The sequence below is a fragment of the Massilia sp. YIM B02769 genome (genome assembly GCF_030411995.1).
Lineage (GTDB): Bacteria > Pseudomonadota > Gammaproteobacteria > Burkholderiales > Burkholderiaceae_D > Telluria.
On the sequence record NZ_JASNRC010000002.1, the window covers coordinates 350,167 to 376,381 of the forward strand.

20 protein-coding genes and 2 tRNA genes are annotated in these 26,215 nt (G+C 63.4%); 7 read left to right on the top strand and 15 right to left on the bottom strand.

What is annotated here, in order from left to right; genetic code table 11:
- The first annotated feature begins 3 nt into the window (after positions 1-3).
- Together QPK31_RS04350 and QPK31_RS04355 are read left to right on the top strand one after the other, a co-directional pair.
- A complete protein-coding gene (locus QPK31_RS04350; protein ID WP_290421717.1) occupies positions 4-1,827 on the top strand; it encodes a GspE/PulE family protein in 1,824 nt (607 codons plus the stop codon).
- Positions 1,828-1,882: 55 nt separating this feature from the next.
- Positions 1,883-1,958 (top strand) — tRNA-Lys (locus QPK31_RS04355).
- Positions 1,959-2,165: 207 nt separating this feature from the next.
- Here the strand turns inward: QPK31_RS04355 and QPK31_RS04360 are convergent.
- From QPK31_RS04360 to QPK31_RS04370, 3 genes are read right to left on the bottom strand one after another with little or no spacing between them, the layout of a single operon-like run.
- Positions 2,166-3,173 carry a T6SS immunity protein Tli4 family protein gene (locus QPK31_RS04360; RefSeq protein ID WP_290421718.1) on the bottom strand — a complete coding sequence of 336 codons (1,008 nt, stop codon included), beginning with the start codon at positions 3,171-3,173 and terminating at the stop codon, positions 2,166-2,168.
- Complete coding sequence (locus tag QPK31_RS04365) at positions 3,170-4,885, bottom strand: triacylglycerol lipase (RefSeq protein WP_290421719.1); 1,716 nt, start codon at positions 4,883-4,885, stop codon at positions 3,170-3,172. The genes QPK31_RS04360 and QPK31_RS04365 overlap by 4 nt, the downstream gene beginning before the upstream one ends.
- A gap of 12 nt (positions 4,886-4,897) precedes the next feature.
- Positions 4,898-7,897 (bottom strand): type VI secretion system Vgr family protein, encoded by a 3,000-nt coding sequence (locus QPK31_RS04370; protein ID WP_290421864.1) that lies wholly within the window; start codon positions 7,895-7,897, stop codon positions 4,898-4,900.
- 269 nt (positions 7,898-8,166) lie between these two features.
- Between QPK31_RS04370 and QPK31_RS04375 the strand changes: the two genes are divergently transcribed.
- Positions 8,167-8,766, top strand: coding sequence for a TlpA disulfide reductase family protein (locus QPK31_RS04375; RefSeq protein WP_290421720.1), 600 nt, complete (start codon positions 8,167-8,169; stop codon positions 8,764-8,766).
- A gap of 75 nt (positions 8,767-8,841) precedes the next feature.
- Positions 8,842-9,357 (top strand): hypothetical protein, encoded by a 516-nt coding sequence (locus QPK31_RS04380; RefSeq protein ID WP_290421721.1) that lies wholly within the window; start codon positions 8,842-8,844, stop codon positions 9,355-9,357.
- 1 nt (position 9,358) lies between these two features.
- On the opposite strand, the gene QPK31_RS04385 is transcribed toward QPK31_RS04380, so the two are convergent.
- Both QPK31_RS04385 and QPK31_RS04390 read right to left on the bottom strand, forming a co-directional pair.
- Positions 9,359-10,012: an FUSC family protein gene (locus QPK31_RS04385; RefSeq protein WP_290421722.1), complete on the bottom strand. Its 654-nt coding sequence runs from the start codon at positions 10,010-10,012 to the stop codon at positions 9,359-9,361.
- A 39-nt stretch (positions 10,013-10,051) separates the two neighbouring features.
- Complete coding sequence (locus QPK31_RS04390) at positions 10,052-10,468, bottom strand: hypothetical protein (protein WP_290421723.1); 417 nt, start codon at positions 10,466-10,468, stop codon at positions 10,052-10,054.
- A gap of 143 nt (positions 10,469-10,611) precedes the next feature.
- On the opposite strand from QPK31_RS04390, the gene QPK31_RS04395 reads away from it, so the two are divergent.
- From QPK31_RS04395 to QPK31_RS04405, 3 genes are all read left to right on the top strand, one after another.
- A tRNA-Lys gene (locus tag QPK31_RS04395) sits at positions 10,612-10,687 on the top strand.
- A 92-nt stretch (positions 10,688-10,779) separates the two neighbouring features.
- Positions 10,780-11,394, top strand: a complete 615-nt coding sequence (locus tag QPK31_RS04400; protein ID WP_290421724.1) for a YigZ family protein — start codon at positions 10,780-10,782, stop codon at positions 11,392-11,394.
- 144 nt (positions 11,395-11,538) lie between these two features.
- A complete protein-coding gene (locus QPK31_RS04405; RefSeq protein WP_290421725.1) occupies positions 11,539-12,711 on the top strand; it encodes an MFS transporter in 1,173 nt (390 codons plus the stop codon).
- On the opposite strand, the gene QPK31_RS04410 is transcribed toward QPK31_RS04405, so the two are convergent.
- The 10 genes from QPK31_RS04410 to QPK31_RS04455 all read right to left on the bottom strand — a co-directional run bounded on the left by QPK31_RS04410 (position 12,690) and on the right by QPK31_RS04455 (position 26,201).
- Entirely contained in the window at positions 12,690-13,628 is a 939-nt protein-coding gene (locus tag QPK31_RS04410) for a choice-of-anchor A family protein (RefSeq protein WP_290421726.1), read from the bottom strand. The genes QPK31_RS04405 and QPK31_RS04410 overlap by 22 nt on opposite strands.
- Positions 13,629-13,737: 109 nt before the next feature.
- Positions 13,738-14,499, bottom strand: coding sequence for a slipin family protein (locus QPK31_RS04415; RefSeq protein WP_290421727.1), 762 nt, complete (start codon positions 14,497-14,499; stop codon positions 13,738-13,740).
- 40 nt (positions 14,500-14,539) lie between these two features.
- Entirely contained in the window at positions 14,540-15,988 is a 1,449-nt protein-coding gene (locus QPK31_RS04420) for a nodulation protein NfeD (protein WP_290421728.1), read from the bottom strand.
- 80 nt (positions 15,989-16,068) lie between these two features.
- Complete coding sequence (locus QPK31_RS04425) at positions 16,069-16,908, bottom strand: HDOD domain-containing protein (protein ID WP_290421729.1); 840 nt, start codon at positions 16,906-16,908, stop codon at positions 16,069-16,071.
- 189 nt (positions 16,909-17,097) lie between these two features.
- Complete coding sequence (locus tag QPK31_RS04430) at positions 17,098-18,291, bottom strand: BON domain-containing protein (protein WP_290421730.1); 1,194 nt, start codon at positions 18,289-18,291, stop codon at positions 17,098-17,100.
- 134 nt (positions 18,292-18,425) lie between these two features.
- Positions 18,426-19,124 carry a hypothetical protein gene (locus QPK31_RS04435; RefSeq protein ID WP_290421731.1) on the bottom strand — a complete coding sequence of 233 codons (699 nt, stop codon included), beginning with the start codon at positions 19,122-19,124 and terminating at the stop codon, positions 18,426-18,428.
- Positions 19,125-19,207: 83 nt separating this feature from the next.
- Complete coding sequence (locus QPK31_RS04440) at positions 19,208-20,821, bottom strand: methyl-accepting chemotaxis protein (RefSeq protein WP_290421732.1); 1,614 nt, start codon at positions 20,819-20,821, stop codon at positions 19,208-19,210.
- 182 nt (positions 20,822-21,003) lie between these two features.
- Positions 21,004-22,737, bottom strand: a complete 1,734-nt coding sequence (locus QPK31_RS04445; protein ID WP_290421733.1) for a hypothetical protein — start codon at positions 22,735-22,737, stop codon at positions 21,004-21,006.
- 363 nt (positions 22,738-23,100) lie between these two features.
- Positions 23,101-24,570: an efflux transporter outer membrane subunit gene (locus tag QPK31_RS04450; RefSeq protein ID WP_290421734.1), complete on the bottom strand. Its 1,470-nt coding sequence runs from the start codon at positions 24,568-24,570 to the stop codon at positions 23,101-23,103.
- 26 nt (positions 24,571-24,596) lie between these two features.
- Positions 24,597-26,201, bottom strand: coding sequence for a DHA2 family efflux MFS transporter permease subunit (locus tag QPK31_RS04455; protein WP_290421735.1), 1,605 nt, complete (start codon positions 26,199-26,201; stop codon positions 24,597-24,599).
- Positions 26,202-26,215: the final 14 nt, after the last annotated feature.

Genomic DNA, 26,215 nt, shown 5'->3' on the forward strand with positions numbered 1-26,215 from the left:
TCAATGAACGCCAACGCACCGCAAACCGCTTCCCTCCCCCGCCCGTCCCAGCGGCCAAAGCGCCTGGATTTGCAGGCGATCTTTTCCTGGCTGCTGGCCGACGGCATCGTCGAGAAAGACAAGGTCAAGGCGCATTTCGCCCAGGCCCAGGGCATCCTGAAAAGCGCGGCCGGCTCGATGCATCCGCTCACGGCGGTGGCGCAATGCAAGCTGCTGTCGCACCAGCCGCCGCACCGCCTGCTGACCCTCGATATTCTCACCGAATGGTGCGCCGCCAAGGTCGGCCTGCCCTTCATTCGCATTGATCCGCTGAAAATCGACTTTACCCGCGTGGCGGACGTGATGTCGGCCAGCTATGCAGCGCGTTTCAATATCCTCCCGGTCGACATCAGCGCCACGACCCTGACCGTGGCCACGGCCGATCCATTTGCCATCGAATGGGAAAACGAGATCGCCCGGATTTCGCGCCGGCGCATCGAACTGGTGATGGCGAACCCGCTCGACATCGCCCAGTACATTTCGCAATTCTTCAGCCTGGCCAAATCGATCCGCGACGCCAGCAAGACGAATGCCCAGGATGTCGCACTGCGCAACAACTTCGAGCAACTAGTGGAACTCGGCAAGGCGAATAAACAGTTCGACGCCAACGACCAGCACATCGTCAACATCGTCGACTGGCTGTGGGGCTATGCCTTCGAACAGCGCGCATCCGATATTCACCTCGAGCCGAAACGCGAATTCGCTGCGGTCCGCTTCCGCATCGACGGCGTGCTGCACCAGGTGTACCAGGTGCCGGCGGCGGTGATGCTGGCGATGACCGCGCGCATCAAGCTGCTCGGCCGCATGGACGTGATCGAAAAGCGCCGCCCCCAGGATGGCCGCATCAAGACGCGCACCCACAGCGGCCAGGAAGTCGAACTGCGCCTGTCGACCATGCCGACCGCCTTCGGCGAAAAGCTGGTGATGCGGATTTTCGATCCGGAAGTGGTGGTCAAGACCTTGCCGGAACTCGGTTTTCCGCCATTGGATGCCCAGCGCTGGGATGCGCTGACTGCCCGGCCGCACGGCATCATCCTCGTCACCGGACCGACCGGCTCGGGCAAGACCACGACGCTGTACACCACGCTGAAGGCGCTGGCAACCAACGAGGTGAATGTGTGCACGGTGGAAGACCCGATCGAGATGGTCGAGGCCGCGTTCAACCAGATGCAGGTGCAGCCGGGCATCGACCTCTCGTTTGCCGACGGCGTGCGTGCGCTGATGCGGCAAGATCCCGACATCATCATGGTTGGCGAGATCCGCGACCTGGCCACCGCCGAGATGGCGATCCAGGCCGCGCTGACCGGTCACCTTGTCCTGTCGACCCTGCACACCAACGATGCGCCGTCCGCCATCATGCGTTTGCTGGAACTGGGCGTGCCGGATTACCTGCTGGAAGCGACCATGATCGGGGTGATGGCGCAGCGCCTGGTGCGGACCCTGTGTTCGGAGTGCAAAGCACCGGATGGCGAGCTCAGCGACGATGTCTGGCAAAGCATCGGCGGCTCGTGGAACCTTCCGAAGCCGGAAACGGTCTATCGGCCTATAGGATGTCCGGAATGCCGGCAGACCGGTTATCGTGGGCGGACCGGCTTGTACGAGTTGCTGACGGTGTCGGAAGCGTTCACGCAGCTGATCGGCGCGTCGGCGGACCTGACGGCCTTGCGCCAGCAGAGCGTACTCGATGGCATGAAGCCGCTGCGCATCGCCGGCGCCATGAAGATCATGGAGGGTGTGACCACGGCGGAAGAAGTGCTGAAGGTGACGTCGGCCCTGTCTGGCGGGTGATGTTACGTTACCTCTGGCGCAAATCGAAATCGCCGGCTATAATGCTGCCTCTTTCGGGTCGTTAGCTCAGCTGGTAGAGCAGCGGACTTTTAATCCGTTGGTCGCAGGTTCGAATCCCGCACGGCCTACCACGAATACAGCAGTAGCAAATGAAGGCATCATGAGTGATCATGATGCCTTTTTTGTTTGAAAATTTGACCGTCTTCCAGTGCCCATACGGGCTATCGAAAAACTAGCGTTCTCATCTGTGAGTATACAAGCAGCAAATTGCGTCTAGTTTTCGAATAAAATCCATTGCATACTCTATATAAGTTCTCTGTATAGCTGAGAAAAAAATATTACTCGCCGCCCGTGGTCCGTATCGAGCTTACTATTGAATCCCAAAGCTGTATTGCTTGCTCGTCGCTTAATGTTGTTCTTGTAGGCGTACCATCTTCAAGTGGTTGAGCAGAATCGAGCGTCACACTAAGTTTTGGGAATGTTCTTCCAGGCTTGTTACGCATCGTTTCCAGAACAAACTTTAATGTTTTAGCATCGTCGTCTTCGCTCAGCTTAGCCCAGCCTAGCCATTCCTGTGCACGCATTCCTACGACCAAGCGCTCATCTTTCCTGAGCACCTTGTGCTGCACATCGAATTTTTTCAGTAACGAGTCTGGACCTGACATTCTCTCTATCAGGGTCAAACGATCGTCAGGAATATAAGTATTAATATCCACATTCAGATGCATTCCTTTATGATTCCGAAAATCGTAGCTGGCATATTCGTATGAATAAACGCCACGCAACATGAGAGGACCCAAGCAAAAATTCAATGAACTTTCTTTCACGTTAGACTGATCAAGTTCATGAATGCGTGTCGCAAGTTGAACCAAGCGCTCTTCGGCCCTAACAAAGTTCCGACCATATGAATCCAAACGAATAAGAACCAGACTACCGCCGCGCAAAAATCTTATTTCGCTCTCATAAGCATCCTCTAATTTTCTTACTCGAAACATGATAGCATCGCCACCTAGGTCCTTTTCATATTCGAATACATCTACATTTTCAGAACTATTTTCTTGCAACTCGACGCGACGCTTACGAATCTCGCGATTAAACTCAGCTGTCGTCATCTTGGTTGAGTAAACAATAATATCAAACTTACTTTCCTCACCTGCCAAGCCAGCTTCTTTGAAAACACCATTCACCACAGTTGCCCCAGTGTACGAATCTGGCACTTTAATCAGATTTCTTCCGATGCAGTGTTCTACCCACGCTTCATTTTCTGACATCACTTCTTCCTCCCTACTTTCCGTACAACCAAAAGATATTGCACCCAGCAAGCATATCAAACCGATCTTGATCATGTTAGGTCAGCCAGTGCTGCCAATTTAGTGATAGCGTAATAGGTAACCACCTGCGCGCTTTGGTAATCACGATACGCTGGCTCATGCTCAATTCCTGCCAATTCAAATTGCTGTTTTATACTCATTACACCTGATCGACGGGGAGCTCGGCCAGACTGCACAGGAACAGTACCATCACCAGCACTATCATAGCTGGCGCAACGTATTTCCCATTCAGAAGTTTCAACCGTTCTGACAACCGATGAATCTCCTCTATCGGTCGTTCTTACAATACGCTCCCCACCCACATATAAGTTATTCGAGCCATCAGTCCTAATATCTTCATGCTCCAACGCCGGCAGTTGTGCAACATCAATGTTCCGACTTTGCGCGGGCGTTACTCCCTTTTTGGTAATCCAACGAATCTTTGAATAGCTTCCCAAATCCGCGCCCCCACCGTAAAACACATAAGTGTTATTGTGGTACTTTCCCGCGATTGACCTGTGAAATTCTCTTGCTATTTTTACATTTATGGAAAATTCTTTCCAGTTTATCGGCATTCCTTGGTTCGGATTTAACCACTCTTCTCTAACCAACCCCCACCAGCTTTCCTTCTGAAGATATATTTCTTCATATGGATCCTGCTGGGGTAGCGTCTTGATTACGCGCCCGACAGGATCGGTTATTTCAAGCCAGCTACTACCGTAAGTTTCAGATGGCAATAACTGCAGAGCACCTGGGGCCTGCGCAAAAACTGCAGTAACCTCTTGCCCATTCGAACCGATCACAAGACTCGCACCAAAAGATTCGTCTCGCATACCTATTTTGCATCGTCTATATGCCACTGCTGCGCCAGTTGCTGGCATCACGCCATGGACAATGCCAACTATTTTCTCCGTCATATCCGGCAATATGCTGCAAGCCCGTGCGACCAATCCCCCCATCGAATGCGTGACCAAGATAACTTGTGAGCACTTGACAGCACCGACGCTATTCTCATCAATTACTGCATTAATTCTTTTTTTCAGGGCTGTTGCGGCAGCTTTATTGGACTCAAGCCAGTTATAACCAAATGCGTAAATAGGAAACCGGGCCTTTGCACGCTTCAGCAAATCGTCGGATTTTATCGGTTCGACCGGATGGCCTTTCTCAGCATTTTCTGGAAGATTCACCATTTTCATGGTTAATCCTGCAGGTAATTTCAGGGCAAGCTTTTCTCCTATCGTCATATCACCTTTTAGCGAGGCTGCCGAAAAATCATTCCAAAACATCGGATTTTGTTCGCTATTCATTTTTCTTTCGAGCCACACCAGAAATTTGTGGTAACTCGCCTCAGAGACCTCCCCCCATCCTCGCTTGATATAATCTTGCGCATTTCCTATCGAACCAGCGCTTTCCTTCGGAACCGCGCCTAGTTTGTAAACTTGAGTACGACGTGGGTGCAGCAAGACCTGTCGCTCAGCTGCGGTTTTCTGAGACCAGTTGTACGCCAATCCAGCAGGAATGTCCTTAATGCTGTTGAGTAACCAAATAGGGGAGCCTCCTGAGTTCGCCAGATTCGACCCCATTATTCCGGGAACAAAAATGATCGGTATTACCCGAAGTGGAGGCATGGAAATTTTGACCAGATCGGCTAAGGCAGTATCCGTCAAAGTCCATTCGGTTTGAAACCGATTATTTTTGGTTGGATATAACTGTGCGTAACGCTGCGCTCTCAGATTTTTTGTTTCCAAAACACTCTCCTTCTATTTACCTAAACGTCCGAGTATTGCAATCAACAATCGTTCGGGAGCAAAGGCTTGTTGCAGCGAAATCATGCCATTATCATCCGTTACTCCTTCAACTCGGCCGCCATCAGGCTTCGTGATAGCGTATCTCATATTCTTGACAGGATCTCCAGCTACATCGACAAGCTGGAATTTTTCATCGAAACGCATGTCTCCACGCGGGAGAGCGGGCATTTGAAAATTGCTTAATGCAGGGGCGTCAAAGCTCTTCTTCCCCGCACGCACCACAATCTTCCCCGGGCACTGCACCGTAATATTCCCGCCCTCGATCGTGATATTCGCCCCACCCGCCGTCGACAAGCTGATCTTCTTCGCCGCCGCCCAATCGACATGCGCATGTGCACTGATCACATTCACCTCATCGCGCGCCTGCACCGTGAGCACATCTCCCTGCGCCTGAATATCGATATCGTCCTTCGCCGCAATCAGCTGCAATCCGACGCCGCCCTTCCCCGGCTTCACCGCGCCGCCCAGCACACCGATCGCCTGCCCGGTATGCACGCGCATCTGCCCGCCGCTCACAAACTGCGTGTCCTGCCCGCTCATCAGGGACACGGTTTCGCCATTCGACAGCTGCAGGCTCTGCCCGGCGCTTGCGCCGAACCCGTCCTTGGCTGCAATCGCGATCATCGCCGCGGTCGAGTGCGGCACCTTGTCCGCCCCGGCCGCGGTGTTGCGCGCGCTGACGTCGGCCAGCGCCTCCGGCAGGGACGCAGTCCCCACCATCCCGGACATCGCCGCTAGCAAAGCCTTCACCGGCGCCGACTGCTCGTCCAGCAAGCTCGCATTCGCCTTGTGCGCGCCAAGATGTGCCGCCAACCCGACCGTTTGATGCGTCACTGCAGCCGAACTGAAGCGTTCCGCCAGTTGCGCCGCTTGCTGCAGCAACCCAAGCGCGGCAGTGTTTTCTCCCATAGGATCGCGCGCCGCCGCCGTATGGCCGATCCCGTAGCTCGACACCAGCAAGCCCGCGCCCGCACGCACCGCCCCATACGCGTCGGTACGCAATTCCGCGCCCAGACCGCGGAAGCTGCCTCGATAGTTGTCCGCCGCATGGATCAGGTGCCCCAGGTTCAGCTCGGTCGCGGCATGCGTGCACTTCAGTTGCACCCACCCCTGGCCATCGGTATCGTCGAACAGCAACTGGCTATAGCCGCTGCCGCCGAACTCCTTGCTGCGAATGCCCCATTGCGCAGCCGCATTGCGATGGCCGGCGTCGGCGGGAGAGGCGCCATGCCATACCGGACTGTTGCCGCCGACGAGATTGCCCTGTGCTGAAGGCGAGTGGTCATTTGCCGACTTGAAAACGGCCGAGCGGTCGCCGGTATCGCGCCGGCCACCCGGCGTCGGGGCTATCCCGCCTTCACCCTGCCCGTTATAGAGCGCGCCGACGATGATCGGGCGGTCGATGTCGTTCTCCAGGAATTGCACAAGCACTTCCTGGCCGATGCGCGGCAGGAACTGGCTGCCCATGCCGCCGCCGGCCAGGCGTTGGGCGACGCGCACCCAGCAGCTGGCGTTGCCGCCGTCCTGCCAGTGGAAGCGAATGCGCACGCGCCCCAGGCGGTCGCAATACAGTTCGTCGGCGCCGTTCGGCTGGTCGCTGCCGTCGGCGCCGATCACGATGGCGCTTTGCGAACCGTGCGCTGTCGGCCTGGCCTTGCTGCGGCCATCGCCGCCAGGCAGTAGCGGGCGCCATGGAACATCGGCGGGGATGGCCTCGAAGCAGTTCGCATAACCGGTCTCGCGCGCCTGCGCGATGGCCAACATGACATCCTGCGGCCAGTCGCGCTGCACGCTTTCTTCAAGCAGCTCGGGAATCGGCCCGAACAGTTCGGCCAGCGCATGCTGGGCCGGCGGCGGCATGTTGTTGACGCCAACACTGAGCACGCGCGTGAGGGCAAATACCGGGTTGTTGCCGAGTGCACGCAGAGGCAAGCCGGTAACCGTCAGCCGTGTACCCGCGCGCAAGGTGCGCACAATCGATCGGCCCTGCCAGCGTTCGGCGCGTGCTTCCTTTCCTTCCATCTGCAAGTCGGCGTAGTGGCGCGCCTGCGCCAGCGTCGCAAAGGCGTCCTGCCCTGGCACGTCGAATGCTTCCAGTTCGGGAAGATTGCGCGGGCGTTTCAAGTGGCTCGGCGAACCGATGGCGACGATCTGCTTGGCCTTGTAGTCATAGCTCAGCAAGGTGGTGAGCGAAGATTGCAGGCGGCGCTGCGTTGTCAGCGCCTGTATCGTATCGTCCTGCTCGACGGCGCGCGCCGCGTGGTAGCGGATGCCGCCGCTTGCCGCGCTCGACAGATCCTGCGGCAAGGCGCGCGGGTGGCTGCTGTCGGCAAACAGCACCAGCATCGGACCGCCTGCGTCCTGCTCGATGCGCCAGCCGAGTCCCTCCTCGGCCAGGATACGGCGCACGAAATCGAGGTCGGACTCGCGGTATTGACAGCAATAGTTGCGTGGCGGGACGTCGCGCAGGAAGGTGTTGGTATCGATGCTCCAGCGCCAGCGCGCCAGCGGCCGGTAGCTTGAGAACACGGCGTCGACGATGTCGGTCACGCGCTTGTTTTGCCAGACGCGGCTGTTGCGTACCTGGCCCAGGCGCCAGATCCAGGGCGACAGGCGAATCCGGTAACGCGCCAGGCCGCCATCGCTGCCGAGCATGGCCAGTTCGCAGATCTCGCCGCCGAAGCGCTCCCGGCTGCCGTCGGCCAGGCAGACGTCGAGTGCGGCCGGTTCTCCCAGCAGGGAATCGAGATCGATATAGGCGCTGGTCGACAGTACGATGATGTCGCGTACGCCGACTTCCTGCAGTCCGTCAGAGGCGGTGAACGCTTCGACCAGCAGGCTGCCGGGCGGCGGCCCGGAGCGGCCTTCGTCGATGACGAGTTCGTAAAGCCGGCGTGTGCTCGAAAACTCGGACAATGCGGCAGCGATTCGCTGCGTCAGTGCCATGCTCATGACGGGATGGACTCCTCGGTAACCGATGCGGATAGATGACATCGTGCAAAAGTGCAGAAAGGCATCCGCCATGATGCCGCCCGAGTCCGGCATTACTTTGCGTCAAGTCATTGTTGAGCGAGATCACAGGAGGCTGTGACAGGAAACCCACAGGCAAGGGGCGCTTTGCGGAGGGATAGCTCGGGCAATAATTTCTAGACAGAAAGACCAGTCGAGTATTACACTCGACGCTGTCGTTTTGACAACCTCACCCAACAGGAAGACCTTGCATGAACGAACTCTCCCGGCAGTTCCGCCTCCTCGTCGCCATCCTCATGCTGGCACTCGCCCTGCCCGTCTTTGCCGGCGATGCGGCGCAAGGCCAGGACGAGCGGATGCCGTCGTCGGACTACATCGGCCAGACGCTCGACGGCAAGAAGGTGCTGTTGTCCGAGCATGCCGGAAAAGTCGTCGTGGTGTCGTTCTGGGCCACCTGGTGCCCCTACTGCCTGAAAGAGCTGCCGATCCTGAACGGCATGCAGAAGTTGGCCGGCAAGGAGCAAATGCATGTGGTCGCGATCAATACCGAGGAACGCGCCGTCTTCAGGAAGGTAGTGCGCGCACTCGACAAACTGGACTTGTCGTTTGCCTACGATCCAGACGACCGCGCGCAGAAGGCCTACAAGGTCAATGGTATCCCGCACATGATGATCATCGGACGCGACGGCAAGATTCTGCACGTCCACCGCGGCTACGACGACAGCATGCTCGACCAGATTGTCGCTGAAATCAACGCCGCCCTCGCTGCGCCGGCGATCCCACCGGCCGAGGCCGGCACCGAGACCATCCAGGCCGCAGTGCCCGCCCCGGCATCAAGCGCAGACGTTTGACGGTGCAGTCTGGCGCGCGCGTGCCAGATTGCAATGATGCTAAAGTGTTCACAAAATCGGAACACAAGGCACACCATGAAAGCGCTTCATAAACTCAGTACCGTCGGCTACGTTCTTGCCGCCCTGCTCTTCTTTACCTGCGGTTTCGCACTGATCGTGCTGGCCGGGATCGAAATCTGGACCGCCATCGCGCCCGGGGAAGACCACCCCGTCAAGGAACGCTTCCAGGTCATCCTCGAATGCGTCGGCCTGGTCACCATCGCGGTGGCCGCCCTCGAACTCGGGCAAACCGTGCTTGAGGAAGAAGTCCAGCGCACCGTGCACACCAGCGCGCCGACCCGCGTGCGGCGTTTCCTGTCGCGCTTCCTGATCGTGGTGGTGGTATCGCTCGCGGTCGAGTGCCTGATCGGGGTCTTCCAGTTCCTGCATACGAAACCGGACATGCTGCCCGAGGTCGCCTCGATCGGCATTGCCGCCGGCGTGCTGCTGGCAAGCTGGGGCTTCTTCATCCGCCTGAACGTCGACGCCGAGAAGCTGGAGCCGGAAGCGATGCACGAGGCCCAGGAAGAAGACAAGGAAGTCGAGACCTGAGCTATGCCTGGCGCCCCTTGCGGCTGAAGCGCAGCGGCACCAGGCGCCGCATCGGCGCGCCGACCACCGCGCGGAAGCGCGGGCTGTGCAGGCAGACGCCGCCCGCCAACCCGACCAGGCAGCCGAGCACGGTATCGACGAAGCGCGCGCCGATCAGGGCGGCGGCCGAACCCTGGCCGAGCACGGCGGCTTCGGCCAGCAGGATGGTCAGCGGCGTGATGAACACGGCGGCCAGCGCGTAATGGCGCACGATGATCGATTCGATGATGAAGGTCAGCGCCATCATCAAGAGCGCGATGCTCCATCCGTTCAAAGGCAGCAGCAGCAAGGCCCAGGCCAGCAGCAGGCCGACCGCCGTGCCGAGCGTGCGGTGCAGTTGCCGGCTCCAGACCGCGCGCAGCGACGCCCCCTGGATCACGGCCAGGCAACTGACCGGCACCCAGTACGGCTTTTCCAGTTGCAGCAGCTGGGCCAGGGCCAGCGCCAGCCCGACGAACACCCCGATCACGACCGAATCGAACACCACGAAATCGAAGGTGGCAGGCGGCAGCGGCGCCACCGGCAGCGGCGCGCGCCGGCGCAACATGAACAAGCTGTAGAAAAAGGCGATCAGGCAAGCCGACAAGGCGCCCAGGAAGATCAGCCCGACGCGCAATGGCAGCTCGGCCGGCTGGGCTGGCGTATAGGCGCCGATCTACGCGGCCATCACGAAGAACAGGCTGCCAGGGGGGATGACGCGGTAGAAGCGGCAGATCATGGTGACCAGGATGCTGATAAAGATCAGCATCGGCATTGTGGCTGCGGTCAGGAAATGGCTTAGCACACCGAGCGCATAGCAGGCGGACAGGCCGAAGGCGGCCGCCATCATCACCACCATGCGGTGCGACATGGGCGTGTTCGGCAGGTAGACAAAGACCAGGCCGCCCAGCGACGCGACCAGCCCGACGTCCATGCGCCCGAGCCAGGCGCCGAACAGGAGCGGCAGGCCGGTGCACAGCGCCGCGGCGAAGGGCATTTGCCAGGCGCGGTCGCTGGCCTGGAGCGTGGTGAGTCCGCGCAGCTCATCCTGCAGGAGCGCGCGCACCCGGGTGCGTGGGGGCGGTCGCGTCATGATGAACCGATTGTGGCATGACCGGCGTGGATGAGACGCACGCTCCCAAAGCATGAAAGATGCGGTGCCGTATTGCGATTTCTCACGATTTGCACGAAACCCTTGGCGTCTTGCCAGAGTCCGGCTATAATCTTGCCTTCTTCGGGTCGTTAGCTCAGCTGGTAGAGCAGCGGACTTTTAATCCGTTGGTCGCAGGTTCGAATCCCGCACGGCCTACCAAAGAATTTTAGTAGTAAAGCATCGACGAAAACGCCAACCAGCACGGTTGGCGTTTTTGTTTCTGCATTTCCGAACCCGATCCCGGCACAAGCATGCCCCAGACCATCCTCGCCCCCGTCCACCACGAACTGCTCATCAAGAAGAGCCGTTTCATTGCCTGCGTGCAGCCGATGGCCGATCGTGCCGGCGCGCAGCAGGTCGTGGCGGCGCTGCGTGCCCAGCATCCGGGCGCGGCCCATGTGTGCTGGTCCCTGCTGGCCGGCGGGCAATCGGCGGCGGTCGACGATGGCGAACCGAGCGGCACCGCCGGCCGCCCCATGCTCGACGTGCTGCGTCACCAGGACCTGGAAGGCGTACTCGCCACCGTCGTGCGCTACTTCGGCGGCGTGAAACTGGGCGCCGGCGGCCTGGTGCGCGCCTATACCGACAGCGTAGCCCAGGCCCTGCTGCAGGCGGAAAAGATCGCCATCATCCGCAAGACGGTCCTGCGTTGCAGCGCGCCCTACCCGTTGGAGGGCCTGGTGCGGCGCGAGATCGACGCCGCCGGCGCCGTCCTGCTGGAGGTCGCACACGGCAACGACGTCGTGTTTGCCTTCAGCCTACCCGAAGCCGAGGCCGCCGCCTTTGCCGCGCGCCTGAACGAAACCGGGCACGGCCGCATCGCCTGGCTGCGCGACGAAGACGAAAACGAAGGCGGGCGCGCCTGAAGCGGCGCCGCTATCAGCCATTCGCATACCAGACATCACGACACGAAAGCTGACTGGCCGGGCGCCAGCCGCTATAGTGGCCGACCACCTTCGACCGTCTGCAACGCGTCGCGGGCAACCTACAAGAAAAGAATCCGTATTTTGATGAAGAAAAGCCTGTTTCCCCTGGCCCTGGGCGGGTTCGGTATTGGCATGACCGAATTCGTGATGATGGGCATCCTTCCCGACATCGCCACTGGCCTGGACATTACCATTCCCCAGGCCGGCTATCTGATCTCCGCCTATGCGCTGGGCGTGGTGGTCGGCGCGCCGACCCTGGTGGCGCTGGTTGCCGGCCGTCCGCCGCGCAGCGTGCTGATCTGGTTCATGCTGATGTTCGCCGTGTTCAACGGCCTGTCGGCGCTGGCGCCGAACTTCGGCCTGATGATGGCCTCGCGCTTCCTGGCCGGCCTGCCGCATGGCGCCTTCTTCGGCGTCGGCGCCGTGGTGGCCAGCCGCCTGGCCGATCCGGGCAAGGTGGCGGCAGCACTGGCGACCATGTTCACCGGCCTGACCCTGGCCAACGTGCTCGGCGTGCCCTTCGGTACCTGGCTCGGGCACAACGTCAGCTGGCGCCTGGTGTTCCTGGTTGTGGCCGCGATCGGCCTGGTCACCGCCCTCAGTCTGAAGCAGCTGGTGCCTTATTTCGAGGCCACGCCTAGCGCCGGCCTGAAAAAGGACCTGAAGATCTTCCGCAAGCCGAGCCTGTGGCTGGCCCTTGCCATCACCTCGATCGGTACCGGCGGCTTCTTTGCCTGGTTCAGCTATATCGCGCCGCTGCTGACCGACATGGCCCGGTTTGCCCCAGGCCAGATTCCGCTGATTATGACCGTGGTCGGTGTCGGCATGACGGTGGGCGTGACTCTGGGCGGACGCCTGGCCGACCGCTTCGCACCCTTGCGCGCGGTGGCCCTGCTGCTCGCCAGCATGACGATCCTGCTGCTGTTGAACGGTTTGCTGGCCACCTCGCAGCCGGCGATGCTGGTGCTGGCCTTTGCCACCGGCGCGAACGCGCTGGCGCTCGGTCCGCCGATCCAGATGCTCCTGATCGGCCATTCGCGCGAAGCCGAGATGCTCGGCTCCTCGCTGGGCCAGTCGGGCTTCAATATCGGTAATGCCACTGGCGCCTTCCTCGGCGGCATTCCGCTGACCCTGGGCTACTCCTACGCTTCGCCGCAATGGGTGGCTGCCGGCATGGCCGTGGCCGGCGTCGGCCTGGCGCTGTGGATGCTGGCGCTGGAAGCCAGGCCTGCTCCTCAGGCCGCCTTGCGGCGATAAGCGAGGCCGGCCGCGATCAGGCCGGCGCAGACCAGGGCCAGCGAGCCCGGCTCGGGTACTTCGCCAAGCGGGTCGCCGCCCGGCGGCAGAGTGAAGCCGGGCACATCGACGTTCTGGAAGTAATGGTTCGAATTCACCTGGATCGTCGAGTTCCAGGTGTCCACGATCACAGTGCCGTTGATCACGCCCCAGTTGGCATTCACCGTGGCGTACGGCGCCAGCACGCTGCCGATCACGCCCTTCACGTTGACGTTCTTCGCTTCGTAGAAATTGAACAGCACGTTGTAGGCGCTCAGCGGCTCGAAGCTGATGCCGCCCTCGTTGAAGGTGCCGATGTCGCCGCTGATGTTGAAGATCAGGGTCTGTCCCGGCGTCAGCTTTTCCAGCGTCCAGCTGCTCGAGGTGCGGAACAGGTCGGACGAGACATTGAAGACCTCGACGCCGCCCGTACCGCTGCCGCTCACCTTGACGCCACTCCACAGGGGATTCACGGCGCCGGTGGCGTCCAGGCCGGCTATCGTCTGGGTCAGGGTCTTGTAGTATTGCTCGGTGGCTGCAAAGTCGACCGGATTGGTCGGCAAGGCCGTCGGCGTGGCCGCCGATTGCATGGTCGTGGTGCCGCCCACGTACACGCCGCCATGGTTGATCGAACCGCCGTTCACCGAGAGGTTGCCGCCGACGATCGCCGCGTAGTTATCGAAGGCCGGCCGGTTGTTCGCGTTGATCGAATAGCTCGACACCGTAACATTTCCACCTGCCACCACCGCGCCCTCGACGTCGCTCGACGGCGCCGTGAAATCGTGGATGGCATACAGGTTGGCGCCACCGATGATGCTGGTCAGGTCGATGACGCCGGCATGGGCGCTGGCGCCCAGGGTACAAGCAAGAACACTCACGACAAGCTTGGCAATGCGCATGGTGCATCCCTTTTGGAAATTTTTGTTTCCAAATGGTATCACTGAAATATTGCGAATTATCACATGCCTTCAATATTTTGTATTGACACGGAAACAAGCTACCCACGCCCTATCGCTTGACCTTGTCCATCAAGCTGCACAGCAGCTCCACCGGCAGCGGAAACACGATCGTCGTGGTCTTGTCTCCCGCGATGGTGGACAGGGTCTGCAAATAGCGCAGCTGCATCGCCCCGCTCTCGCGCGCCAGCACTTCGGCCGCCTGCATCAGTTTTTCCGACGCCTGCAACTCGCCTTCGGCATGGATGACCTTGGCGCGCCGTTCGCGTTCGGCCTCGGCCTGGCGCGCAATCGCGCGCACCATCGATTCGTCGAGGTCGACGTGCTTGATCTCGACGTTCGCCACCTTGATGCCCCAGGCGTCGGTCTGGGCGTCGAGCACCTGCTGGATGTCGATGTTCAGGCGCTCGCGCTCGGCCAGCATGTCGTCGAGCTCGTGCTTGCCGAGCACCGAACGCAGCGTGGTCTGGGCCAATTGACTGGTCGCTTCCATGAAGTTGGCCACCTGGATGATGGCGCGCTCGGGATCGATCACGCGGAAGTAGAGCACCGCATTCACCTTCACCGAAACGTTGTCGCGCGAGATGACGTCCTGCTTCGGCACGTCGAGCACCACGGTGCGCAAATCGACCCGCACCATTTGCTGCAACACCGGGATCAGCAGGATCAGTCCCGGCCCCTTCACGGCCCAGAAGCGCCCCAGCTGGAACACGACGCCGCGCTCGTACTCGCGCAGGATGCGCACCGACAGCGCGAACAGCATCGCCAGCAGGATCAGCAGGAAGCCGGCGCCGAAACCCAGTTCGAACAGCATCGCATTCTCCTCGCAGCGCTGGAAAAATCCCGTCCGCCCTCTACATGTTGCCGGCAGGCGGCGCCCGTGCGCTGTTCGACGCATCGAAAGGCACGACCCGCAATACCCGTCCGCTGCGCCCGACCACGCGCACCCGCTGCCGTTCGTGCAGCGGCGTGTCCGTGACCACGCGCCAGGTTTCGCCGCCCACATTCGCCCAGCCCTCGCGCACGGCGTCACCGAGCATCTCGGCGATGTCTCCTTCCAGCCCGGCGGTGACGCCCGGTGCGGGCCGGCGCCGCGTGCGCAGCGCGACCTGGGCAGTGGCGCCGACCAGCAGCGCCGCCGTGATGCCGACGCTCGCCACGAAGCCGAGCGGCATGCCGAAGCCGGGCGCGTCGCTGTCCATCAGCAGCAGCGCACCGATCACGAAGGCAAGCACGCCGCCGAGCCCGATCACGCCGAAGCTGGGCAGGAAGGCCTCGGCCACCATGCAGGCCAGGCCGAAGAGGATCAGCGCCAGCCCGGAGTAATTGATGGGCAGCAGCTGCATGCCATACAGCCCGAGCAGCAGGCAGATCGCGCCCACCACGCCAGGCAGCACCGCGCCCGGGCTCATGAACTCGAACAGCAGGCCGTACATGCCGACGGTCAGCAGGATCAGCGCCACGCTCGGGTTGGCGATCACGGCCAGGAAGCGCGTGCGCCAGTCGGGCGCGGCATCCAGCACGCCCGCGCCGGCCACCTGCACCGTCCAGTCGGCATTCCGGACGCGCACGACACGGCCATCGGCCAGCGCCAGCAGCTGCGCCACGTCGCGTGCGACCAGGTCGATGACGCCGGCGGCAAGCGCGTCGCCGGCCGACAGGCTGAGCGACTGGCGTACCGACTCTTCGGCCCAGTCCGCATTACGCCCGCGCAGTTGCGCCAGCCCGCGGATGTAGGCGGCGGCATCGTTGACGGCCTTGGCTTCCATGGCCGACGGCGCCTTGTTCTTGCCGGACTCGGGCGGGCCAGGACTGGCGGGACTGACCTGCACCGGCGTGGCCGCGCCCAGGTTGGTACCGGGCGCCATGGCCGCGATGTGGCAGGCATACAGGATGTAGGTGCCGGCGCTGGCCGCGCGTGCCCCGCTTGGCGCGACGAAGCAGGCCACCGGCAGCAGTGCAGCCAGGATGGCGCGGATGGTGCTGCGCATGGCGGTGTCGAGCCCGCCGGGCGTGTCGAGCTGGAGCACGACAAGGGAACGCCGCTGCCGGGCGGCGCGGGCGATGCCGCGTTCGACGTAGTCGGCGTAGGCGGGGCCGATCGGGCCGTCGATCGTGAGCAGGGAGACGGAAACAGCCGTCGAAGCGTCGACTGAAGGGGTGACGGAAGAGGCGACCGAAGCAGGCGCGGATGGGCGTGACTGCGCCTGCGCGCAAGCCGGCGCCAGCGCCAGCAGGCAGACCAGGCACAGCAACTGCAGGAATGACGACGCCGTCTTCCGACGGACCGCACGACCGGCCACGTTTCCTCCGCACGAGATGAACTCTCATGCGTTAGAACGGCTGGCCCCGTCCCTGGTTCCCGCCGCAACGCTGGGCTACATCAGACCAGCAGCGGCCCGCCCATGATCGCCTGGGTTTGCGCCGCTTCGGCGCGGATCTCGGCCAGCATCTCTTCGTCGAGCACGAAGTCGATGGCGCTGTCGCCGTGGGCCGGCGGCGCGGGCGGCGCCACGCCCAGCGGCGACGGCACCGGCGCGTACTGGTTCGCCAGCAGCAGAGTGTCGAGCAGGGTCGAAGGCGGCATGTTGATCCAGCCGCGGCGCAGTTCGCCGATGGCGTCGGCCACCGGGGCCGGCACCGACAACTTCTTCAGCACCTCGACGGCGACCACGTCCTCGCACAGCTCGCCCCACTTCTCGGGGTCGTCGTCGAGCAGGCCGGGGAATTCGTCGGCGCGCGAGAGCAGGTAAAAGCCGCCGACCTCGTGGATGATGCCGGCGAACAGGGCGGTGTCCGCGTTGACGAAGGTGACGCGCCGCGCCAGCGCCTGGGCCAGGGCCGCCACGTGCACCGTGTGCTCCCACAGCTGCTCGGCCTTGGCGCGCAGGCCGGGGTCCTTGATGCGGTTGCCGAACTGGCGCACCACCAGGCTGGCCACCAGGGCCTGCAGGCGGCGGTAGCCGATCCGGATCACGGCCGCGCGCACGTTGGTCACGGGCGGGCCGCCGCTGCCGGAAAACGCGGCCGAATTGGCCAGCGCCACGGTGCGCGCGGCCAGTTGCGGCTCGGCCAGCACCAGGCGGATGGCTTCGTCGAGCGGACAGTCGGGATCGTCGAGCGCCTGCTGCAGGCGCAGCACGGCGTTCACGCTGGTGGGAAAGGTAATGTCACCGCGGGCCGCCTGGGCCACGATGAATCCAAAGGCTTCGAGTTTATTCACCCGAAAATTATACTCTGCCACCCCGGTTGGGTAAGGGCCGAGCCGCCGTTGCCGCCTGGATTAGCCCCGGGCGAGGAAAAAATGCGACAGCGAGCGCCAACACGGCTGCCCCTGAGCGCGGCCGTGCCGGGCGCGGCGCAGCGTGGGCAGTCGGCCGCGCTGCGCATCATGCAAGCTGCCGTGCGGCGCTTACTTGACCTTGATCGCGCTCTTCACGTTCGTCACGCCATCGACTTCCTTGGCCACCTTGACGGCCTTGTCGGCCTCGGCCTTCGATTCGACGAAACCGCTCAGCATCACCACGCCCTTCTCGGTTTCGACGTGGATCGCCATCGATTTCAGGTCGGGTTCCTTGAAGATGTTGGCTTTCACCTTGGTCGTGATCGCGGTGTCGGACGCGGCCACGGCGGTGCCACGGGTAGCATCGCGCGCATTGTCGGCAACCTTGTCGGCGGCCTTGTCGGTCGCGCGGTCGGTGCGGTCCGCCACGGTGGACCCGGTATCGCGGGTTTTCTCGCCGGCGGTCTGCATCGCGTCCTTCGTGTTTTCCCTGGCGCTGGCAGCAGCCTGGCGGGTCTTGTCGCCGATGTTGTCGACCGCGCTTTCGGTCTTCTGGGCGATGGTCGAGCCGGCCGCGCGCAGGCGTTCGCCGGCGCCGTCCAGGCCGGTCTTCTCGGCCACGGTGGCAGCGGCGGCCTTGGTCTTGTCGACGGCGGTCGCAGCCACTTCCTTCGTCTTGTCGACAGCGTTCGAGGCAGCGGCGCGCGTGTTGTCGGCGGCGCGCTCGGTGGCGTTCTCGGCGCGCTTGGCCATGGTGGTCACGTTGCCCTTGCTGTCGACCAGGCAGCCGGCGGTCGCGCCGCCGGTGGCCTGCTCGCACTTGGCCACCGCTGCGGCCTTGGCCGGGTCCTTGGTGTCGGTGCTGGCGATCAGGCCGGCGCTGCCGCTGGCGCCCAGGGCGGTCGAGCCGTCGCGCCCGGCCTTGGCATCGGCCAGCGCGGCGGTGTGCACCGACTTGGCATTGTCCATGCAGCTGTCCTTGTCGGCGCCGCTCTTCGCATCGCATTTTTCCTTGGCGAGGTCGTAGTCGGCATCGGCGACCTTTTCGCGCGCATGGGAACGGGCCGATTCGCTGTTCTCGTGCCTGGCTACGGCCTGCGATTCGCCGCGTGCGCGGGCGACCTTGGCTTCGGCCATGCAGATGTCCTTGTCGTTGCCCTTCATGGCGTCGCACTTGGCGCTGGCCGTCTTGTAGTCGGCAGACACTTTCTGGACGGCGTCACGGTAACCCGCCGCGTCCTTCGTTTGCGCCTGGGCAGCGGGGGCAACGGCGAAGCTGGCGCCGACGGCGGTGGCGAGCAAGGTGGAAAGCAAGGCGTTCATGGCAGTGTCCCTCGTGTCGGTTGTTGTGATGGCGTCATTAAACGCCCCACCCCCTCCAACTTCTGTGCGACAGCGTACCGTTGCCGGAAAAACCATACATGCCCTGAGCCAGCGCAGCCGGACGCCGGCCAGCGCTACTCGGCGCTCAACAGGCCTTCGCGCCAGAGCGGCGCCGCATCGTCGAAAGGCGCGCCGGTGTCGGCCAGGCGGCTGGCGTCGCGCGCCAGCTCCACCCACAGGCGGGTGTCGTGGCCGCTGCGCGCCACCGGCTGCTCCCTGCGCACGGCCTCGAACCAGGCATGCACGCGGCCATAGGCTTCCGGGTTGCGCTGGCGGGTCCAGGCCAGGGCCGCCAGGTCGGCGTAGGCTTCCTCGCGCCGCGTCTCGCGCATCGCCTTCGAGGCGGCCAGCAAGGCGCTGCTGGCAGCGCGCTCCTCGCCCACTTCGACAAAGCCGGCCGGCAAGGCATTCCAGGCGCCGCGTGCATGGCGCCAGCAATGCGCCACCTCGTGCGCCGTCATGGCTTCGATCAGTTCGCCGCGCTGTTCTTCCGGTACGCCGTCGAGGATGGTTTCCGCCTGGGGATTGCCGCGCAGCGTCAGCACCAGCTTGCAGCGGCCGCCGTCGTAGCCCATCGCCAGCGGCACGTCGTTGGCGCGCGGCCGCGGCTGCACCACGATGTCGAGCGGCAGCCCCAGCTTTTGCGAGTAGGACAGGACCGGCGCCGCCGCCTGCAGCCAGCGCTGCTCGAGCGCGGTGAGTTCGGCGGACTGGGCGCAGGCGCCCGCAAACGCGTTGGCAGCCAGGACGGCTGCGGCGAAATGCTTGGACATGGAAGACTTCCGGCTGGATGAAATGCTCTAAGGCAATTCTAGGACCGAGAATATCTTCCCATTCAGAAATTTTTTGTCCGTGTTCAAACCGGCAACGCCAGCGCCCCTTTGTGCGGCGGCAACGCAACAGTTTGCCGTTCCGGCTGTGCCATTTTGAAGACACTCACCAGCTGCGCCAGGGCCGCTGCCTCGTCCTGCAGCGAATCGGCCGCCGCTTCGGCTTGTTCCACCAGGGTGGCGTTCTGGCGCGTGGCCTCGTCCATGCGGCCGATGGCAAGGTTCACCTGGCCGATGCCGGCGCTCTGCTCGGCGCTGGCGGCGCTGATCTCGGCCATGATGTCGGTCACCCGCTTCACGCTGCCGACGATCTCGTCCATCGTGCTGCCGGCCGCGTCGACCAGGCGCGCACCGGCGTCGACCCGTTCCACCGAACTGCCGATCAGGGCCTTGATTTCCTTGGCGGCAGCAGCCGAGCGCTGGGCCAGGTTGCGCACCTCGGTCGCCACCACCGCGAAGCCGCGCCCCTGCTCGCCCGCGCGCGCCGCTTCCACGGCCGCGTTCAGCGCCAGGATGTTCGTCTGGAAGGCGATGGTGTCGATCACGCCGATGATGTCGACGACCTGCTTCGACGATTCGTTGATCGAGGCCATGGTCTCGACCACCTGGGCGACCACGGCGCCGCCGCGCACCGCCACCTGCGAGGCCGACTCGGCCAGCACGTTGGCCTGGCGCGCATTGTCGGCGTTCTGGCGCACGGTGCCGGTCAGTTCTTCCATCGAGGCGGCGGTGTCCATCAGGGTGCGTGCCTGGCGCTCGGTGCGCTGCGCCAGGTCGTGGTTGCCGGCGGCGATCTCGGTCGAGGCATTCGCGATGGTCAGCGTCCCGGCGCGCACCTGCGACACGATGTCGACCAGGCTGTCGCGCATGCCCTGCATCGCGAACAGCAGGCTGGAGCGGTCGCCGGGCGCGGTGCGGATGCGCACGCCCAGTTCGCCGGCAGCGATCCGGCCGGCGATGTAGGCGGCGTAGCCCGGCTGGCCGCCGAGCTGGCGCAGCAGGCTGCGGCTGATGTACCAGGCGGCCAGCGCGCCGGCCGCCACGGCGAACGCACACAAGGCCAGCATCCAGGCAAAGAAACTGCCGGTCAGCGCACGCGCTTCGGCGGCGGAGTCCTTGTTCAACTGCTCCTCGAGGTCGATCAGGCGGTTCACGCCGGCCAGCCAGGCGACGAACGCCGGCGCCGCCTGCTGCGCCAGCACGGTGTGCGCACCGTCGACGTCGCCGCCCAGGCGCATGGCGATCACCTGCGCGATCAGCGGCTGGGCATGGCGCTCGTTTTCCTTGATCGCGGCCAGCGCCTCGCGTTCCTGCGGCAGGATGTCGGTGCGCGCGCTGAACATGGCGTCGAGCGCGACACCGGCTTGTTCGTAGTTGGCGGCGAGCTGGTCGATCTGGGCCAGGGCCGGACGGGCAGCGGCGGCATCGTCGGCCAGCACCACGTCGCGCAGGGCGATTGCCCGGTCGTGCACGCTGCCACGGAAATTGATGGCATGGCGCTGCTTGACGTTGTTGACGTCGTTGATGCGGTTGAGGGTGGCATCGATGGTGCCGACACGGCTGACCGCGAGCGCGGTCAGCAGCATCATGAGGGCCAGCACGGCACCGAAACCGAGCGTCAGGCGGGTGCCGATCGTCATTCTTGAAGAAAACATGAGAGTCTCGCTAGTCGTCCTGCGCAGCGCCAAAAAGGTGCGAGGCATTATTGCCCGCAGGAAATGGGCGCGACTATAGCAAACCGTTCTTCAAAAAATCGGCTGTTTTCTAATCGTGCGCAGCTTTTTGACAACAAACCATGTCAAAAACTGCGCACGAGCCGTTTTTACTTGCCGGCGCCGGTCAACGAGGCCGCCGTGACAAAGGCCGGACGGATATCGTTCGGCACCGCCTTCATCTTGTCGAGCGCCTTCTGCACGTCCGGACGGATGACGACATAGCGCGCCATCATTGCCTTGGCGCGCGCGTAGTCGCCGGTCGCTTCGATGGTCAGGAACTCGCGGTCGAGGTCGATCACCGCCTGTTTGATCTTCTTGAAGTCGACCGAGAAGGTGCCGTCGCCATGCGAGACAAAAGCGCCCTTGTCGAGCAGGTAGTTCACCTGGATCGCCATGCCGCGCGCGTGCGAATCGGTCAGGCCGAAGTGCAGCGTGCGGAAGCACGACGCGAGGAAGGTGTTGTACAGCTTGCGCTCGGCCGCCTCGCCCTGCCCCAGCGTGTCCTTCAACTGCCCCTTGTCCATCATGTAGGCCAGGGCCCAGAGGCCGGTGACGTCGGCCTTGGCTTCCTCGATGGTCGAGTAGGTCTCTTTCAAATCCTGGCGCGGCGTCGATTCCTTGCCGCCCTGCTTGGTCACGTGCGGTCCCAAGCCGTGGGTGATCTCGTGGGCCAGGATGTGGGTGAAGAAGGAATTGAAGTCGAGGTCCTTCTGGTCTTGCGGACGCAGCACCAGCTTGGTGATCGGCATCAAAGTCGATTCGAACTTCGCTTCCTGGATATTCTTCAGCATCACACGCTTGGAACCGCGCTCGCGGATGATGCGCTCGTCGTTCGGCAGGTTGTAGGCGGCGGTCTGCACGCCCATGTTGCCGTCGCCGGCGCCGTAGACCTGGTTCACGACCACCATCGGCGCCATCGCCCCGACCTTCGGGTTGCGGTACTGCTTGTCGATCGGCAGGTTGTCTTCCAGCTCCTGCATGTGCTTGCCGAAGAAGTTCAGCTTTTGCGTTTCCTGCGGATCGCGCACGCTCACATACGCCTCGAAGGCGGCCTTGTAGCCGAACAGTTCGTCGTTATAGGTCTCGTAGGGGCCGATGGTGATGTCGACCGGGCTGTCGAGGTCCATCCAGGCGAAGTCCGAGGCCAGGTAGTCGTTCGACAGGAAGGCGTCGGCGCGCAGGCTCAGGAATTTCTTCAGCGAGGCGTTGTCGGTGTGGGCGGCCGCTTCGCGCAGCAGCTTGGCCAGTTTTTCCAGCTCCGGCTTGTATTCCTCGGAATATTTTACGGTGCGGAATGTGCCGGCCTTGTCGCCGCGGATGACGGTGAAGTACCACTGGGCGGCTTCCTTGTCTTTCGCCGGCAGCGCGTTCATCCAGGCTTCCAGGGCTTCCTTGGTGGCCCCGGCTGGATAGAAGTTGGCGGCGTCGGGCTTGCGTGCGGGGATGCCGATGCCGGCGTACTCGGCGGGCATGAAGGAGCGGTTGCCGTCGATGATCGACCACGGTCCCTTGTTCAGCCAAAAGTAATCCTGGCGCGCCTTGCCGAGCGGGGAGTTGTCCTTTTGCAGGGCGGCCCACAGGGCTTCGTTGCTGGTCCAGCGCTGGCGCAGTTGCAGGGTGTCGACGATCTTCGCGGCTTCCACCAGCTTGGCGATGGCGGCGCGGTCGCCTTGCGAGAGTTTGGAGGTGTCGGCGCGCAGTTCGATCGGGGCGAAGCGTTTCGCCATGGTGTTCAGTTCGGCGACGCTGGCGGGGCCAGGTTTGGTGGCGGGTGCGTCGGCGGCGGTGACGGCGCCGGCGGCGGCCAAGGCCAGGACGAGTGGAGCGAGAAGGTATTTCATGTGTCCCCTGTTGGTGTAGGTGCAGCAGGAGATTGTAATACCGTTTGATTGCACCACCGACGTTGACCGTACGGTGGGGTGTTTGAAGCCGGGGGCTTCAAACACGAAGTGCCCACGCGGTTACGTGCTTATCCTTGCACCTGCTGCGGTGAAGCGTCGCTCGCGACATCGGCCAAGGCCAAAACGGTATGCATGGGTTTCGCCCATTGCATATTTCGCGAGCGAGTCGGTTCTGATACAGGTGCAAGGATATGCACGCAACCGCGTGGGCACTTCGTGTTTGAAGCCCCCGGCTTCAAACACCCCACCGTACGGGAAGGGGCGCAGGCCAGGGATATTTTTCTGGCCAGCTTACGATACTATTTACCGCACCGTCGCCAGCGCCGGCGCCTGGCTCCAACCACCACCCAGCGCACGCGCCACGGCCACCGACGCCAGCAAACGCTGGGTCCGGATCTGCGCCGCCGCGCGGTCGGCCGCCAGCGTGCTGCGCTGGGCGTCGATCACGTCGAGGTAGGTCGACACGCCGCGCTCGTAGCGCGCCTGCGCCACCAGCAGCGCGCGCGCCGCGGCTTCCTGGGCCTGGGCCTGGACGTCGCCCTGCTTCTGGCGCTGCTGCACGTCCGACAGCGCGTCTTCCACTTCGCGCAGCGCCGTCAGCAGGCGGTTCTCGTGGTTCGCCACCGCCTCTTCGTAGCGCGCCTGGTACAGCGCCAGATTCGCGCGGTTGCGGCCGCCGTCGAACACCGGCAAGGACAAGGCCAGCGGTCCCACCGAGAACTGGCGCGCACTGCCGCCGGCCAGGTCACGCAGGGATTCCGACGCATAGCCGAAGTTGCCGGTCAGGGTCAGCGAAGGATAGAACATGCCCTCGGCCACGCCCACCTGCGCGTTGGCCGCCTTCAAGTTCGCCACGCTCGCCGCCAGGTCGGGACGCTGGCCCAGCAGGCTGGCCGGCAGGCCGACCGGAATGGCGGGCGGCAGCGGCAGCGCGGTCTTGGCGGCGCTGGCCACCAGCGGCGTGCTCGGCGAGACGCCGACCAGGGTCGCCAGCGCGTGCTCGACCGCGTTGCGCTGGCGCTGCACTTCGTGCAGATCGGCTTCGGCATTCGCGCGCTCGATGCGGGCACGCGACACGTCCAGCTCGTTCGACAGGCCGGCATTGAAGCGCGCCTCGATCAGCTCCTGCGCTTCGCGGCGGGCGGCCAGGGCATCGACCAGGATCGCCTGCTCGGCATCCAGCCCGCGCAGCTGCCAGTAGCTCTGTGCCACCTGGCCGGTCAGCATCAGCAGCACGGCGTCGCGGTCGTCCTGGGCGGCCAGGGCCTGGGCGTCGGCCGCTTCCACGATACGGCGCACACGGCCCCAGATATCGAGCTCGTAGGACAGTGAGGCGCCGACCGTGTAGTTGTTACCTTCGATCGAACGGCCGCCGAGCGCCAGGCCCTGCGCCGTCTCGGCCGAGGTGCGCGAATTCGAGATGCCGGCGTTCACCGACACGTTCGGCGCCTGGCCGGCGCGCACCACGCCGAGCTGGGCTTGCGCCTGCAGCAGGCGCTGGCCGGCGGCTTTCGCGCCCGGGCTGTCGCGCAGGGCGCGCGCTTCCAGTTCGCTCAGGGTGGCGTCGTTGAAGACGGTCCACCAGTCGGCCGGCAGGCGCGCAGCATCGGCAGCGCCGACAGGGGCAGCGGCGGCATGGCGGAAGGCGGTTTCCTGCGCGCCTTTCGGGGCCACGAAGTCGGGACCGATCGTCGAGCAGCCGGACACCACTACAGCGGCGGCGATGGCAAGCGCCGCGCGGCGCGGGAGGTTCTTGGCAAAGGAATCGAACATCGTTTTTCTCTTCAATCGAATAGGGTTCAATGGCCACCGCCGCCGGCGCCGCCGGGGGACTTGACCTTGTCGGCGAGCCAGACCACGGCGATGCACGAGATCAGGATCAGGCCGACGATCCAGAAGCCGTCGTTGTAGGCCATCACATACGATTCGCGCCGCACGATGCGGTCGAGCGCGGCGAGCGCCTGGTTGGCGGCCGTGGCCGGGTCGATGCCGCTGGCCATGAAGGCTTGCGTCATCTGGTCCAGGCGCTCCTGGGTCGCCGGTGCGTAGGTCGACACCGACTCGCCGATGCGCGCCGAGTGGAAGTGCTCGCGGTTGGTCAGCGAGGTCGCCAGCAGCGCGATCCCGACCGAGCCGCCCAGGTTACGCGTCATGTTGAACAGGCTCGAGGCCGACGGCATGTCCTTCGGGGCGATGCCCTGCATGGCGAAGTTCGACAGCGTCAGCATCACGAAGGGCTGGCCGATGGCGCGGATGATCTGGGTGACCATCAGCTGGTCGTAGCCGGTGGTGGCGTCCATGAAGGCGTTCATCAGGCAGGAGCCGCCGAACAGCAGCAAGCCAAAGCTGCACATGATGCGGTTGTCGACCTTCGACGACAGGGCGGCGGCGAACGGCATCACGATCAACTGCGGCAGGCCGACCCAGGCGATCACTTCGCCGATCTGCATCGGCGTGTAGCCGGCGATCTGGCCCAGGTACAGCGGCAGCAGGTAGGACGACCCGTACAGGCCCATGCCGGTCACCGCCGACAGCGCGGTCGCGACCAGGAAGTTACGCTGGCCGTAGAGGCGCAGGTTCACGAACGACTGCTGGCGGACAAAACTGTTCGCTACCCAGCCGAGGATGCCGATCAGCGCCAGCGCGGCAAAGCTGATGATGAAGCTCGAATCGAACCAGTCCTTCGAATTGCCCTCTTCCAGGAAGATGGTCAAACAACCCAGGCCCATCGCCATCAGGAAGATGCCGAGCCAGTCGGCGTGCACCAATTGGCCGATCTGCGCCTTCTCTTTATCCAGTCCCCACATGATGCCGGCGATCAGCAGCACGCCCGGCACCCAGTTGATGTAGAAGATCGAGGGCCAGTTGTACAGCTCGGACAGGTAGCCGCCCAGGGTCGGGCCCATGGCCGGCGCCAGCGTGGCGGTAAGGCCGAAAATCGCCATGCCGACCGCGCGCTTCGACGACGGCAGGCGCGTCATCACGAGCGTCATCGCCATCGGGATCAGGGCGCCGCCGGTGAAGCCTTGCATCATGCGGAAAGCGATCATGCTTTCCAGGTTCCAGGCCGCGCCGCACAGGGTCGAGAAGACCAGGAACAGCGCGGTGGTGCCGATCATGTAGTTGCGCACCCCGAAGGCGCGCGCGAACAGCGCCGTCATCGGGATCACGACGATCTCGGCGCACAGGTAGGCGGTGGAAATCCAGGAACCCTCTTCCTGGGTCGCCGACAGCGTGCCCAGGATGTCGCGCAGCGACGAGTTGGTGATCTGGATGTCGAGCACCGCCATGAAGGCGCCGAGCATGCCGGCGGCGACCGCGATCCAGGTGCGCAACCCGATGGCGGCGCCGGCAGCCGGCGCGCCCGGGAAGGCGGCTGGCGCGGCCTTGGTCGTAGTGCTCATGGGTGGTCCTTGGC